Source organism: Enterococcus sp. GPZ-007, from assembly GCF_059374735.1.
This window is the reverse complement of sequence record NZ_JCAFYN010000031.1, coordinates 1-12,943: the sequence shown is the minus strand read 5'-3', so window position 1 is coordinate 12,943 and position 12,943 is coordinate 1. Positions and strand designations below refer to the sequence as shown.

General features: G+C 42.1%; 14 protein-coding genes. 2 read left to right on the top strand and 12 right to left on the bottom strand.

From position 1 onward, the window contains the following. Positions 1-9: 9 nt before the first annotated feature. From AC4J95_RS14780 to AC4J95_RS14750, 7 genes are all read right to left on the bottom strand, one after another. A complete protein-coding gene (locus AC4J95_RS14780) occupies positions 10-789 on the bottom strand; it encodes a glucose-6-phosphate isomerase family protein (RefSeq protein WP_494550529.1) in 780 nt (259 codons plus the stop codon). 15 nt (positions 790-804) lie between these two features. Then, entirely contained in the window at positions 805-2,538 is a 1,734-nt protein-coding gene (locus AC4J95_RS14775) for a class I mannose-6-phosphate isomerase (protein WP_494550528.1), read from the bottom strand. A 35-nt stretch (positions 2,539-2,573) separates the two neighbouring features. After that, positions 2,574-2,993, bottom strand: a complete 420-nt coding sequence (locus AC4J95_RS14770) for a PTS sugar transporter subunit IIA (protein ID WP_494550527.1) — start codon at positions 2,991-2,993, stop codon at positions 2,574-2,576. A 28-nt stretch (positions 2,994-3,021) separates the two neighbouring features. Continuing rightward, the gene (locus tag AC4J95_RS14765) at positions 3,022-3,864 is read right to left on the bottom strand and encodes a PTS system mannose/fructose/sorbose family transporter subunit IID (RefSeq protein ID WP_494550526.1); all 843 of its coding nucleotides are present in this window, start codon (positions 3,862-3,864) and stop codon (positions 3,022-3,024) included. Further along, positions 3,864-4,676 carry a PTS mannose/fructose/sorbose/N-acetylgalactosamine transporter subunit IIC gene (locus AC4J95_RS14760; protein WP_494550525.1) on the bottom strand — a complete coding sequence of 271 codons (813 nt, stop codon included), beginning with the start codon at positions 4,674-4,676 and terminating at the stop codon, positions 3,864-3,866. The genes AC4J95_RS14765 and AC4J95_RS14760 overlap by 1 nt, the downstream gene beginning before the upstream one ends. Before the next feature lie 18 nt (positions 4,677-4,694). Continuing rightward, entirely contained in the window at positions 4,695-5,183 is a 489-nt protein-coding gene (locus tag AC4J95_RS14755; RefSeq protein ID WP_494550524.1) for a PTS sugar transporter subunit IIB, read from the bottom strand. 149 nt (positions 5,184-5,332) lie between these two features. Continuing rightward, positions 5,333-6,070: a GntR family transcriptional regulator gene (locus AC4J95_RS14750; protein ID WP_494550523.1), complete on the bottom strand. Its 738-nt coding sequence runs from the start codon at positions 6,068-6,070 to the stop codon at positions 5,333-5,335. A gap of 216 nt (positions 6,071-6,286) precedes the next feature. On the opposite strand from AC4J95_RS14750, the gene AC4J95_RS14745 reads away from it, so the two are divergent. Further along, entirely contained in the window at positions 6,287-6,508 is a 222-nt protein-coding gene (locus tag AC4J95_RS14745; RefSeq protein WP_494550522.1) for a hypothetical protein, read from the top strand. 41 nt (positions 6,509-6,549) lie between these two features. Here AC4J95_RS14745 and AC4J95_RS14740 read toward each other — a convergent pair whose 3' ends face one another. Genes AC4J95_RS14740 through AC4J95_RS14730 form a run of 3 tightly spaced genes read right to left on the bottom strand, consistent with a single transcriptional unit; the run spans position 6,550 to position 9,704 of the window. Further along, on the bottom strand, positions 6,550-7,185 hold the full coding sequence (locus AC4J95_RS14740) for a TetR/AcrR family transcriptional regulator (protein WP_494550521.1): 636 nt from the start codon (positions 7,183-7,185) through the stop codon (positions 6,550-6,552). Positions 7,186-7,189: 4 nt separating this feature from the next. After that, positions 7,190-8,797 carry an ABC transporter permease gene (locus tag AC4J95_RS14735; RefSeq protein ID WP_494550520.1) on the bottom strand — a complete coding sequence of 536 codons (1,608 nt, stop codon included), beginning with the start codon at positions 8,795-8,797 and terminating at the stop codon, positions 7,190-7,192. Next, positions 8,790-9,704, bottom strand: a complete 915-nt coding sequence (locus AC4J95_RS14730) for an ABC transporter ATP-binding protein (protein WP_494550519.1) — start codon at positions 9,702-9,704, stop codon at positions 8,790-8,792. The genes AC4J95_RS14735 and AC4J95_RS14730 overlap by 8 nt, the downstream gene beginning before the upstream one ends. A 201-nt stretch (positions 9,705-9,905) precedes the next feature. On the opposite strand from AC4J95_RS14730, the gene AC4J95_RS14725 reads away from it, so the two are divergent. Beyond that, positions 9,906-10,550 carry a DUF998 domain-containing protein gene (locus AC4J95_RS14725; protein WP_494550518.1) on the top strand — a complete coding sequence of 215 codons (645 nt, stop codon included), beginning with the start codon at positions 9,906-9,908 and terminating at the stop codon, positions 10,548-10,550. A gap of 15 nt (positions 10,551-10,565) precedes the next feature. On the opposite strand, the gene AC4J95_RS14720 is transcribed toward AC4J95_RS14725, so the two are convergent. After that, on the bottom strand, positions 10,566-11,330 hold the full coding sequence (locus AC4J95_RS14720; protein ID WP_494550517.1) for an acyl-CoA dehydratase activase: 765 nt from the start codon (positions 11,328-11,330) through the stop codon (positions 10,566-10,568). After that, positions 11,318-12,496 (bottom strand): double-cubane-cluster-containing anaerobic reductase, encoded by a 1,179-nt coding sequence (locus tag AC4J95_RS14715; protein ID WP_494550516.1) that lies wholly within the window; start codon positions 12,494-12,496, stop codon positions 11,318-11,320. The genes AC4J95_RS14720 and AC4J95_RS14715 overlap by 13 nt, the downstream gene beginning before the upstream one ends. Positions 12,497-12,943: the final 447 nt, after the last annotated feature.

Here is a 12,943-nt window from a genome sequence, read left to right as displayed (position 1 = left end):
CCTATTATTTTATGGAAGATAATTTACCCATTTTTCTTTGCACAAATCTGGTCGTACGACAAAGTCGAACATCGATTTATCTTGTTCATATTGCTGGTAGATCGGAAGTTTAGAATTGAGCGCAAACTCCGTATATTCACGTGGTGATTTTTCGATCAACTCGGTTGCTTGATAGCTTGGATTCTTCTCCCAAATGATCATGCCTTGATCGTCAAACTTGGGATAGAAAGCCAAACCGTTATGTGCACGAACCTCATCATATTCAAAACCAAAATCCCGCACACACCAAGCGCCAAAGATCATTCGTTTCGTTTTTGAGGCATTAATCGTGCAATGCGCCCAACCAGGCGGAACGATCACGACTTCTCCAGCTTTAGCTCGAACAGCGTAACAAGGCCCCGGATTATCCGATGCTCTTTCCTGCATATAAATAATCGCTTCTCCAGACCAAATCTCATAAACCTCGGGTGTCGACATCTGACAGGCTTTCGAAACCGAGTGGATGTGTCCCTGGCTTTTGACCGGTTCTTTACCAATTGAACCATCAGCATATGCGACGATGCCAAAAAGTAATTCTCGTTCCAGTAAATCAGCTCGATCATTTTCCAAGCCGACATCCATTGCAATCGAATAAACAATCTCAGGTCCTGTCGCCTCAGAATCCGCCATACTGTGAAGAATGTCTTTTAAATAACGTTGCTCGGCGTGAGACGGACCAAAAACAGCCGGTTGATAAATAAACTCATGGGTTGTTTCATTAAAAACTATACCTAACCCTGTTTCAATCATTTTTCTTCTCCTTAACTAGGATAAATCTCTAACAAATGCTTGGATCACTGCGACTTCTTTATCTGGATTCCCCTGATTGACTAATTTATATTCTTTAATTGCTTCAGGTACAATGAATGTCTCGCCATAATGGATCTCAAATGGTTCGAAGCTGTTATCCAGACTTTCGACCGTGATCGCTTCTCCTTCTACCAAGTTCAACATATTGACGCTTTGATGAACCTCTACCGTTACTTCCTTTTTGAACCAATGACGGTGTGTCTCAATAAATTCTAACTCATGCAATCCAGTCTTTTCAACACGACTGTCACTATCTTCATGAAGTGTTTCAAATGGATTGATCAGATTTTCTTGAACCCATTCCGTATCATAAGCCGTATTTACATTCGCCTCCCCGTGTGCTAGATGAACCGGTCTTGGAACACCGTCTAAACCTAGTCGTTCCCAGTCCCATAATTTGAAGGTAAAAATGTATGGCGTTTGACTGATTTCTAATACTACAGTATCGGGGCCGCCACAATGGATCGTACCAGCTGGAATCGAGTAATGATCGTGCTTCTTCACAGGGAAACAGTTGATATATTTCTTATCAGGAAAACGATAATCACCCTTTTCTGACTTACGCAATTCTGTAAACAATTCTTCTTTCTCAACTCCTTCTTTTACCCCCAGATAAATGGTCGATTTTTCAGATGCCTGCAAAATATAGTAGCTTTCATTCTGTGTATAATTCATCCCGAATTTCTCTTGGATATAATCCACTCGCGGATGAACTTGCAGACTTAAATTTCCACCGCCCACAGTGTCTAGGTAATCGAAACGAATCGGAAATTCATTGCCAAAGCGTGCTTGAACCTTTTTTCCAAGTAAAGCAATCGGACGCTGGTGCACGACATTGATCGCCGGAATCTCGATTTTTGTTCCAGAGAAATCCAAGCACAGGCTATTTTCCTCTGGTACACCGTCAAAGGCCCAGCCGTAATTTTCCTTTTCAGGGTCTAGGTTAAACTCTTTCTTCATCCATTGCCCGCCCCAAACACTCGCATCGAAATAAGGAACCAGACGGAAAGGCTGCTCCACGATTTGATCCAATGCAACACGATAGCTTGCACCATCAACCATTTTCACCTGATTCGGAACATTCGTATCGATCAGATAATCGATTCGTTCTGTCAGCTTTTGTTTCAATCGATCAGCAACTCGCCATTCAAAGAAGAACCCGCGTTTTACTTTTTTTAGATTGTCTTCCTGTTCGTTCGCCGCCTTCCAGTTCGGCATGCCCGCGCGATGCCGTTTTTGAATTTCCCAACGTGTTAAATCGGCGTAGCATAAAATGTCTGGATCTGGCTGCAAGATTGCAGCGCCCGTACCATAAACGACGATTTTTTTCTTTTCTTTCACCAGTTCCTTTTGCAATTGCTTCACCTCATATTCTGGATAAAATTCATCCAGCGTCGCATGTGACATGATCCCAAAGACACGATCTTCTGTCAGATTCGCAGCTATTTTATTCGTTAACGTCTCAGCATCATAGGCGTAATCATCCGCCTTAACTAGTCGCACATCTGTCAATTTACTCAACAGCTGTTCCTCCAGCTCAGACAAGTTTACACCTGGGTAGCATTCCAAAGTGACCGTTTTCTTTCCAGCTTCAAACTGCTTGCTTAGCTCTTCCACAATCTGTTGGTAGCTTTTCCATGTTTGTGCAGTATGTTTAATCTTGATCTCCGGTTGCAAATTATACGTCATTTTTACCCCTCTTTAATAATCATAATGATATGACATTAGAACTCCTCAGCCTCGTCTTCCTCTGAGAAATCCATCCGACCAATACTTTCTTGACCAGCCTTGATTCCATCATCAATCAATTGCTGAAATTCTTTGCCATCTCGCATCAAAATCATATCTAATAGCATCGCTAAATTCATACCTGATATCATTTCAACTTCTAAATCTGTCTGTGTTAAGATATCATAGGCATTCGTCCCCGGTGAACCTGCGGGAATATCGCAGACAATAATCATCTGTGTGATGTCTTTTGAAAAATTTGCTACTAAGTTTTCTAATTCTGTTCGAAACGAAGCAACTCCTGCTTCTTCCATTCCAAGCGAAAAGAAATTTCTCTGTTCGCCAGCGACAAATTCTACTGCTGTTTTCATACCTTGAGCCAGCTTTGAATGGCTCACTAATAAGACTCCGATCATGGTTATTGCTCCTTCTGCTCGATTTAATCTAAAACATCATTTGAATCAAATACGCGATTCCTACACCGCCAAAGGCAGCTACAAAATAGATCCCGATCAGCTTCAACGCTGAAACACCTTTCTTCGCCATCAAATACCAAGAAACAAGTACTAAAAGCAAAGGCAATAAGTTCGGAAAAATACCATCGAGAATATTTTGGACATCGATTTTAGCGCTGCTAAATTTCAGGACTATCGGCAGTTTCAAATTGACATAACTTGCGGCAACCCCACCAATCACAATCATCCCCAGAACTGAGAAAGCCTGCGTAATTTGTTGGGCTTTTTCACCTACAAAGGTATCCACCGATTCGGCGCCCAGTTCATAGCCTTTAAAGAATAGGAAACGCGTTCCCAACATAATAATTGTGTTATAGGCGACAATGTAAAAGATTGGACCTAAAATGCTGCCTTTCTCAGAAAGCCCCATACCAATCGAAAGTAAGATAGGAATCAACATTCCCGGAATCATCGAATCGCCGATCCCTGCTATCGGTCCCATCAAGCCAACCTTCAAGCCATTTACGAAATCATCATCGATCTCTTCTTTTCCTAATGCTCGTTGTTCTTCTAATCCAACGACCACCCCATTGATCAATGCGCCGATTTGCGGTTCCGTATTGTAGAAAACGGAATGTCTTTTCAACATCGCTTTTTGTGCTTCAGGGTCATCCTTGTATAAACGTTTAGCAATCGGCTCCATCGACAAGGCAAAACCAAAGGCTTCCAAAAATTCGAAGCTCGTTGCAACTAAGTTATACATCATCCAACGAATATAGGATTTGTTCAGCGTCTTTTTATCTAAAAGCTGATACGATTTTTTTTGTTCCATTAAAATTCCTCCTCATCATCGAAATCGTCATAAGAACCATCTTCCGTAGCTGCTTTCACCACTGGCTTAGATTTTGCTTGGAAGAAAATATAAGCAATTACGCCTGCGACAATTGCCAAGGCAATCATATTCAATTTTAAGAAAATCACACAAACGAAACCAAAAAGGAAGAACAGCAGCATAATGTCTTCTTTGATAACTGCCGTTAACAGCATCACGATCCCAATTGCAGGAAGCGCCCCGCCTAGAATCCCCATTACATCGATCAAATATTGCGGCATGCTTTCCAGTAATTCTTTGGCAAAGCTTGAACCAAAGTAAATCACTAGAAATGAAGGAATAAAACGTAATGCAAAGCTCAATAACTGCGGACCAATGATTGAATTGAAGTGGAAGCCTTGCTCATTTCCCTCTTCAATCGCTTTTTGCGCCCGGTGATTCCAGAAAGAGTTAGCGACTTGGAAAAAGTTAAATACGATCGTCCCGATAACCCCAATCGTTGTAGCCAAAGTGACTGCTACTTCTGTCGTTGAATTAGATAAAATCGCTAGAGCAATAGCCGGATACGCAACAAAGTTCAAGTCGGCCGGCATTTGTCCACCTGGTGTCACCATTGCGATATACACAGCCTGAATAGCGACCCCGATAATAATTCCCTGTGTTACATCACCTAAAATAAGTCCAATCAAGAATCCTGATACCAATGGGCGGCTGATCGTGTACCAGCCGCCGGTCAATCCCATCAACCAAGGAGTGCCGAGTGCACCCAAGTAGCACAGCAATGAGATCAATACAGCTTGGAAAAAAAACATAATAAGTTCCTCCGTTCTTTATTTTTTGATATCTTTCCAAGTAAACCCTTTTGAATCCGGTACTAATTTGAACTGAATATCCATCCCTAATGCATCCAAGCGTTCGAAGGCTGCTCGTTCTCCTTCAGTGATCGCAACATTTGGCCCGATTTTTTCGGCACCCTCTCGTGCACTCATTGGACCAACATTCAAAATCGGATAGCAAGAAATAAAATCTGCTCCAGCATCATATAGTCGGACAAGTGTCTCAGGGGTTTTCGCGATCAAAAAGTAATTTTTCTTGCTGCTGACGATCTCTTCCCACTTCAACGCGGTTCGATCAACAGTCATGACGAACCCCTTCAAAGGTTTGGGAACGGCACCCTTAAGTGCTTTCGCTAACGTTGGATTGTTGGCAGAACGGTCATCAACTGCCACAACACCATCACAAGCTCGCTCACTCATCCAGCGTGTCACTACCTGTCCATGAATGATTCGGTCATCGATTCGAATAAAAGATATTGCCATTTTCAACACTCCTGTTCTCTTTATGTCATTTTGTTATAACAATAGCACAAAATGATTATAAGCCATTTTGTATAAAAAGACAACGCTTTCTTTCCTTTTTTTAAAAAAAGTGTAAAATGATCGCGATCACTTTACACTTTTCTACTGACTTAAAATTCAACATAGTAACGATATTGGTCCCCGATGTAGTAGCAATCACTGATTTCTTTGTACTGACCATCTGCACTAGAAACCATTCGGACTCGTTTTAAAATCGGGGTATTTTCTGGCACAGCTAAAACAGCTTGAATTTCTGGCGTTGCATTCAGTGCCTCAACATATTCTTTACTTTCACTCATGACGATATCGAAAGTTTTTAAGTAATCGTACAAGGAGCCATAATAATCTTTACTGTCTAGCGAAAAATTCTCTGTGTAGGGGATATGGGTCACAAAATAAGCGAAGGCTTTTCCGTCATCGACACCTCGGGTCCTTCTTAGTTGAAGCACCTTTGAGCCTTTTTCGATCCCTAATTGCTGAGATATCCGTTCAGCGGCCTGGATCAAACTGACTTGAGCATCCAACGTTCGGACTTTTTTTCCTAGTTCCTCCATTTCACGGGTAAAGCTGCGGACCATCGTGTAATGTTCCTTTTCCGTGGAATGATCCATTGATAAAACAAAAGTTCCTTTTGCCCGCTCACGATACAAATGCCCTTCGCGCACCAATTCGTCGATCGCTTTTCTGATCGTGATTCGACTGACATGATAGATATCACACAAATCCAATTCTGGCGGTATTTTTTCACCATCGCCCCATTCACCTGAAACGATTTTAAATCTTAAATCATCGGCTATTTGACTATACAAAGGGCTCGCACCTTTGCCTTTAGCTAGTTTTTCGTTCAAAATATCACTCCTTGAAAGTTCTATTGTCATAACAATAATATACTTTCCCTAAAATATCAAGTTTTATGGAATGCGTTTTCTTTTAGCTATTCCCATTAATTAACTTTTATAAAGCGGTTTTTAAGGTTAAGTAGTTTTCCTTTTTTTCTAAAGGCGGCGTAGTATAATGAATAGTAGAAACAGATTTATGATTAAATCAAGTGAAGGGGTACACGAATGAAGATCGCCATCATACTTTCAATGATTATACTTGTGTTGGCTAATTTCTATCTTTTCCTCGTCTATTTCAAAGAGAAACAGATCGAGGATAAATTAGAGCGTTTAGCTGTGCTATTCGGTACGAATATGAGTGTGCTCTTTGTCGATAGCTTGCTTCTTTTCTTCGGAGCACTCGTTGAAGAGGGACTGTTCGTGATGATGATTTTTAGTGAATTATAAAAAACAAAAATCTGCGACTCCATACGAGATCGCAGATTTTTTTATTGTTCAACAAAGCCGTATTCAAGAATTTTCAATTTGCGCTTCAAGCGATCGATCACCGGCACCAAGTCTTCCATCGTCTTCCAATCAGGATGCTGTGCCAACTCCTGTTGGATCTTGGCTGTCTCACTGTTTAGTACCGCATAGATCGTCTCCAGCACATCGGCTTCTCGGACATCGCTACGCAATGGCAATTTGCTGATGACTTCATCGGTTAAGGTCATATTACGTTTAACATCAATTTCCAGTCGCTCCTTCATTGACGTTCTCAGTGGCTCAGGCAGCAACGCCATTTCTGCATACACCTTCATTAAAAAATCAAACTCAATCGGATATTTTAACTGCAGCTCGATTTTATATTTGGTGGCATCCACCACCATTTCCAACAGATCGGAAGCCTCCGTCCAGATCGAAAAATCAACCCGTTGGTAAAAAAAGTCGGAAGCATAACTATACGTCGCTTCATACAAGCCGGCTTTGTTGCCATAATAATGAAACAGCAGCCCCTTTGAGACCTTTGCCTCTTCAGCGATTTGATCAGTCTTCGTCTCACGATAGCCGTATTGTCCAAATAAGTTTGCGCTGGTAGCTAAAATACTTTTTTCTTTTTGCGGATCTTTTACTACTTCTTTCATCAAATCACCCCAAGTCCCGCTTATTGTAGCCGATTATCCCAAGAATCGTCAAAACTAGAAAAACCGTCAATAAGATTATCGCCAGTGTGCCATCGATAGTTTCTGTTGGCACTTTACCTACCCAGCCTAAAGGCGAGATATTCGCAACCTCATCAGACAGATTCAATAACGGACCGAACATTTTGACTAAGACACTGGCAGCTAAATAAATCCACAGAATATTGGTCAGCTTTGGCAAGGCTCCCGTCAGGAATGTACCGATTCCGACAAAGAACAATGTTGCTGGCAGGAAACCGGCCAATGTTTCCCAGAAATACTTTGTGGCAATTGGATTATCCATTGTGCTATTGCCAATAAAGAAGGCTCCCACTAAAGTCCCCGAGAAGACTACTGCACTCACGATCGTTCCAACACCAAAATAGCTGAATGCTAAACGGGTTTTAGAAATGCTTTTGGAATGAAGAATTTCTAAATAGCCTTTTTTCTCGTCTGACTTCAACCGAAAAATGATTAAAATCCCGCTGATTGCTGCGATTGCGACAAAAAACATCCCTAACATGTTTAAATAATTCAAGATCAATTCCCGATTAGCGGCATGAATCTGCGTCACCCCAAGAATCTTACGATAGGTCGGATTACTGCCGATGATATCGCCAATCGTGCTGAAGATCGAACCATAGGCCGCACCTAATACAAAGCCGCCAAAGATCCAGCCGATGATACTATTGCGTTCCACAGACAGTACCAGTCCCAATGGTGAAGACAGTAACTTTCCAGCTTTGGCTTTGCCATCTCGTGCGGCTAGCAATCCGCTACCGATGTCACGAGTTTCAACGATCTTGATCGCAATCACTAGGCAAATAACGCCTAAAGCAAGCGTCAAAATGACTGGCAGCCAATAATCATGGGTGTAGATCGCCGTTTTTTGAATCCAGCCGACTGGAGATAACCAAGTCCAATCAGGGTCTGTCACATCTGTCATCATTCGAATAATATAAAAGAAGCCATATAGCCCATAACTCATGAAGTTTGCACTGCGGGAATTATTTGCCAGCTGTGCCATCAACAAGCTGATAAAGCCAAACATGATCCCGATGCTGGCGATACTGGCTCCCATCAAGATATCACCTCGCATCGTAGCGCCATTCAAGTCAGCTGCAATCAGACTGCCTACGTACAAAATTCCCATCAAGCCATTGATCAAAAGGATTTCCAGTACGGTTGCATAGGTTGGGGCTAACCGTCCGACCGTCCGTGAACGGACCATTTCCAACAATCCTGAGTCTTCTTCCGCCCGAGTATTGGAGATCGCTAAAGAAATATTCATAAAAACCATGAACATCCCCATAAAGACTAGCATCTCTGAGGCGAAGACATTTGCCGTCGTGTAAGGCTTCGTTGCCGAAAATTCACCGAAAAGCGAGACCATCGCTGGCGTCTTCAATGTCGCGACGATCGCATTGATATCTGACTGGGTACCAAATAGAACATTGAATTTCGTCGCTGCCGAGGCGAACAAACCAACTAAAATCGCGATCCAGGCAAGATGTTTGATGCGATTTTGTTTCAGATTAGCTCTAAGCAGGTAGCCTGTTTTTGCTCCGTTACTCATTAGAATCAGCCCCTTGTTTTTCATAATAGCGCATGAACAAATCTTCCAAGGTTGGCGGTGTAGAAGTCAAATTGATGATTTGTTTCTCTGCTAAAAAGCCCATGATGGGTGTCATTTGTTCCCGGTCGACGGAAAGGACCGCTTCTTGATGCGCCTCATCTGAAAAATGCACCTTATGCACACCTGTTAATTGTTCAACGCCATCAAGAGACGTTTTTGTTTCTACTGTGATCTCCAGCCGAGTCAAATGCCGCATGGATGCCAGATCACCGGTTTCGATGATCTCCCCTTCACGAATGATCGCGATCCGATCACACATCTTTTCGACCTCTGATAAAATGTGACTAGACAGTAAAATACTTTTTCCCGCTTCTTTTAATTTCATAACCTCTTCTTGGAAGGTCTTTTCATTCAACGGATCTAAGCCGGAAGTTGGTTCATCAAAAATATAAAGCTCTGCTTCCTGAGATAAGGCGGCGATCAAGGCGATTTTCTGCCGATTTCCTTTTGAATACGTCCGCGACTTTTTCTTCGGATCTAATTGAAATTTTGCGATCAGTTCTTCGGTTTTCTGGGTGCGTTTCTGACCATTCAACCGCAATAATAAATCAATGATCTCGCCACCGGTCAAATTGGGCCAAAGAAAGACGTCGCCGGGAACATAGGAAATATCTTTGTGAATCGCTGTGTCTTCTTTCCACACATCCTTACCAAAGATCGTTGCCTCACCGCCAGATTTCTTCAGCATCCCTAATAGTATTCGGATCGTAGTCGATTTTCCTGCCCCATTAGGACCGATAAACCCTAATACTTCGCCCTTATTGACATCAAAGGTTACATCTTTTAATGCCTGAAATTTGCCAAATCTTTTTTCTACTTTATTTAATGATACGATTTGATTAGCCATAATTTTTTACTCCCTTTTTGTGTAAGTCATTTCTATACCGAGAGAATACTCCTTTTTGACTAACGAGTCAATGACTATGCAGTCAATCTGGAAATATTTTTTTTCATCTGAGAAGATGTGATAAAACTCAGTATTCTATACTCTCGATTTTTTATAAAAAGTGCAGTATTATGAAGGGAAATCAATCACAAGGAGTTTCTAATGTCTCTTTTAAAAAAGCTTTCTCCGTTATTTCTTATCCTCGCAGTTGTTGGGGATTTTTCATTGCCCTATTACTTGGGACGATTTTATCCAGGCTTTGACCAAATGACCATGATCATCAGTCAGTTGGGAGAGCCGACAAGTCCCGTCCAAACATATTTTAATAATGGTTCCGTTGTCACGGGAACTTTGTTTGTCCTGTCGAGTCTCGGTGTCTATTCTTTCTTTCAGTCGGAATCAAAGCGTTTAGCGCAAATTCTGGCAGGAGCGATCGCCCTTTACGGCTTTGGTGACTGTATCCTGACAGCGTTGGTACATATCAGTGAATCAGCTAGCTTTTTTAGCCCCGCTTATTTTCTGCATGCGGTCTTTTCTGGAATATCAATGGTAGCAATGATGTTTGTGCCATTGCTGTTGGCTTATCAAGCAAGCTTGAGGCAGCAAAAAGCAGCTTCCATCTTTTATTCTGTTTGTTTGATTGGTTCGATCCTAGCACTGATTTTATTCGCGGCCTATTATTTACCGCTGATCGGTGGCTTGCTTTCATCTACTCGCGGCTTTTGGCAGCGCCTTTCACTATTCTTCCTCTATTTGCCGGCATTTAGTATTGCCTTTAGACAGCTAAAAAGGATGCAGCTTCAATAGCCGCATCCTTTTTGTTTAGCCTAATTTCTTTATTCCAATCTGCGCCGCACCAATGGCTCCGGCATATTGCGATAACTCATCACATTTTACCGGTGCTGAGACATATTGCTCCAAGACCTTAGCGAAAGCTGCACTTTTGGATAGTCCGCCGGTAAATAGCACTTCTTCGCCTCGAACCGGTCGCAGCTTGGAATACTGACTGCTGATTCGTTGTGCGATGGAATGCAGGACACCTAACGCGATGTCTTCGCGATTCTCCCCTTTTGAGATCAAACTGATCACTTCTGATTCAGCGAAGACCGTGCACATACTATTAATAGTAACTGGTTTGGCCGCTTGAACAAAATGATCCAAATCCGTAATGTCTTCTCCTAATGTCCGCATCATCACTTCCACAAAACGCCCCGTTCCAGCGGCACAACGATCATTCATACTGAACTCTACGACATTGCCTTTGCCGTTTAATTGAATCGTTTTGCAGTCTTGTCCACCAATATCGATGACCTGTTTGACTCCGGGAGAAAGATAGTCCGCTCCTTTTCCGTGACAAGTAATTTCTGTGACCACCAGATCCGCAGGCAATAATTTCCGCCCATAGCCAGTTGTCACTAGCTTCACATCTGTTAACTCATCGTTTCGTTTGAAATAATCAACAACATCAGACATCGCACCTTTTGGATTTCCAGCCGTAGGGATCAAATATTTATCGATCAATTTTCCATCGAAAAAGAGCACGCCCTTTGTTGTGGTGGAACCAGAATCTAATCCTATTGTGTACATACAGCCTCTTCCTCTAACATTTCGATAAACGCAGTCACGCGGGTGTTGATTTGCTCAATATCTGAAGTCGAGTAATCCGTCTCCAAATACATATATGGTGTATGTTTTTCTTCATTCAAGAAGCGTTTGATCTTCAAGGATTCCACTGAGAATGGAATACAGTTCTGCAAGACCATATCGATGACGCCATCGACTTGATAGTCGTCGATCATTTGACTTAATAACTCTTTACGCGGCTGGTTATTCGACATGCAGGCACAGCCGATATTGATGTATTTATCCGTCAAGGCTTGATACACATCTTCTTCTGTTTCATCGACTAAGCGCTCCACGGCTTTCGCCACCGTACAGTTTTCATATGCTACTACTAGACCGCCGTTTTCTTCAATCGCGCGAATGACTTTTTCCGTCACCCCGCCCATTGGCGAACCAGTCACTAAGATCCTTGGTTTCGCATCCAAACGTTTCCCTGCTTCATATTCTTCTTTGACCTTAGCTGTTGTTTCCTCCAGCATTTGAATAACTTCTTCTTTATCAAATTTGTATTGCGAGCCGTACATCACTTGGAAAATCTCTTGTCCAGTAATGGCTGGCGGATTTAATTGACCTAAACGATAAAAATTTTGTTTCGCTTTTCGTTCACGATTTTTCAAGGTAATGGCTTCGCGAATCTTTTCATCGGTGATCTCTACACCTAAGAAATCTTCCAGCTTTTCTTTGAAGCGGACTAATTCGCTGTACCACAATTTTTTACTTTCTTCCGTATCCCGCATGTGGGGCAGCTGCATCAAATACGTGTCCTTGAAATCTTCCATATATTCATACATTTTCTTCTTGCCGTCACAAGTGGTTTCGCCTACCACTAAGTCAGAAAAATAGAAGTATGGACATTTATCCGTTTTACCAAAGCCATAGCTTGATTTGATCAGTGGGCAAAGATTACGCGGCAGATCTTCCTCGGCATCAGGAATCGTCTCATCCGAAGTTGAACACAGACTGATCTGGATCGCTCCGCCAGCCAACACCAATTCCTCCGGCATGAAGGTACAATACACCCCCACAACTGGTTTGCCTTGTTCCTTGATCTCCTTAACCGCTAAAAAGCCCTGTCTTCGCGCTTCGCCAAAATCATCAAAAATCTCTGGTAAACTTGTTTTCAATTCCATAAAACCCATCCTTTCTCATTTTGAGGTATAAACTCTCGAATCGTTGATTGATCCATAATTACGTACGCAGTATCCACCATTCGTCAGCTTTTCCTCCAAAAGAAAAGAGCACACCAAAAAAGGCCTGCTCCTGGATAAATTTTTTTAGTTGTCCAGATCCGAGGAGGAAAAATATTCAGTTGACGTTCTTAGAACCTCTAAGTTTTGCGGCACTCAAAGTCATCGTCTAACCATTTTTTCCACCTCCAATAGGATTTGTTCAAATTTTCGATAGATGCTTTTCTTCGACATCCTTAAGTTTGTGTAAACATTTACAATCACTCCCTTAGTATAACGAAGGGAATTTTCTCCCGCAAGACTTCCAATAGAGAATCGTTCTCATTTCTCCTCTGATTCTCAAAGACGTTGAAAATTAAAGATGACATACTTTTGTGGTATTTCCAAAGA

Excerpts from the sequence above, each read along its gene's own strand:
- AC4J95_RS14780 (WP_494550529.1), bottom strand. The coding sequence starts at position 789 with ATGATTGAAACAGGGTTAGGTATAGTTTTTAATGAAACAACCCATGAG.
- AC4J95_RS14775 (WP_494550528.1), bottom strand. The coding sequence starts at position 2,538 with ATGACGTATAATTTGCAACCGGAGATCAAGATTAAACATACTGCACAA.
- AC4J95_RS14770 (WP_494550527.1), bottom strand. The coding sequence starts at position 2,993 with ATGATCGGAGTCTTATTAGTGAGCCATTCAAAGCTGGCTCAAGGTATG.
- AC4J95_RS14765 (WP_494550526.1), bottom strand. The coding sequence starts at position 3,864 with ATGGAACAAAAAAAATCGTATCAGCTTTTAGATAAAAAGACGCTGAAC.
- AC4J95_RS14760 (WP_494550525.1), bottom strand. The coding sequence starts at position 4,676 with ATGTTTTTTTTCCAAGCTGTATTGATCTCATTGCTGTGCTACTTGGGT.
- AC4J95_RS14755 (WP_494550524.1), bottom strand. The coding sequence starts at position 5,183 with ATGGCAATATCTTTTATTCGAATCGATGACCGAATCATTCATGGACAG.
- AC4J95_RS14745 (WP_494550522.1), top strand. The coding sequence starts at position 6,287 with ATGAAGATCGCCATCATACTTTCAATGATTATACTTGTGTTGGCTAAT.
- AC4J95_RS14740 (WP_494550521.1), bottom strand. The coding sequence starts at position 7,185 with ATGAAAGAAGTAGTAAAAGATCCGCAAAAAGAAAAAAGTATTTTAGCT.
- AC4J95_RS14735 (WP_494550520.1), bottom strand. The coding sequence starts at position 8,797 with ATGAGTAACGGAGCAAAAACAGGCTACCTGCTTAGAGCTAATCTGAAA.
- AC4J95_RS14730 (WP_494550519.1), bottom strand. The coding sequence starts at position 9,704 with ATGGCTAATCAAATCGTATCATTAAATAAAGTAGAAAAAAGATTTGGC.
- AC4J95_RS14725 (WP_494550518.1), top strand. The coding sequence starts at position 9,906 with ATGTCTCTTTTAAAAAAGCTTTCTCCGTTATTTCTTATCCTCGCAGTT.
- AC4J95_RS14720 (WP_494550517.1), bottom strand. The coding sequence starts at position 11,330 with ATGTACACAATAGGATTAGATTCTGGTTCCACCACAACAAAGGGCGTG.
- AC4J95_RS14715 (WP_494550516.1), bottom strand. The coding sequence starts at position 12,496 with ATGGAATTGAAAACAAGTTTACCAGAGATTTTTGATGATTTTGGCGAA.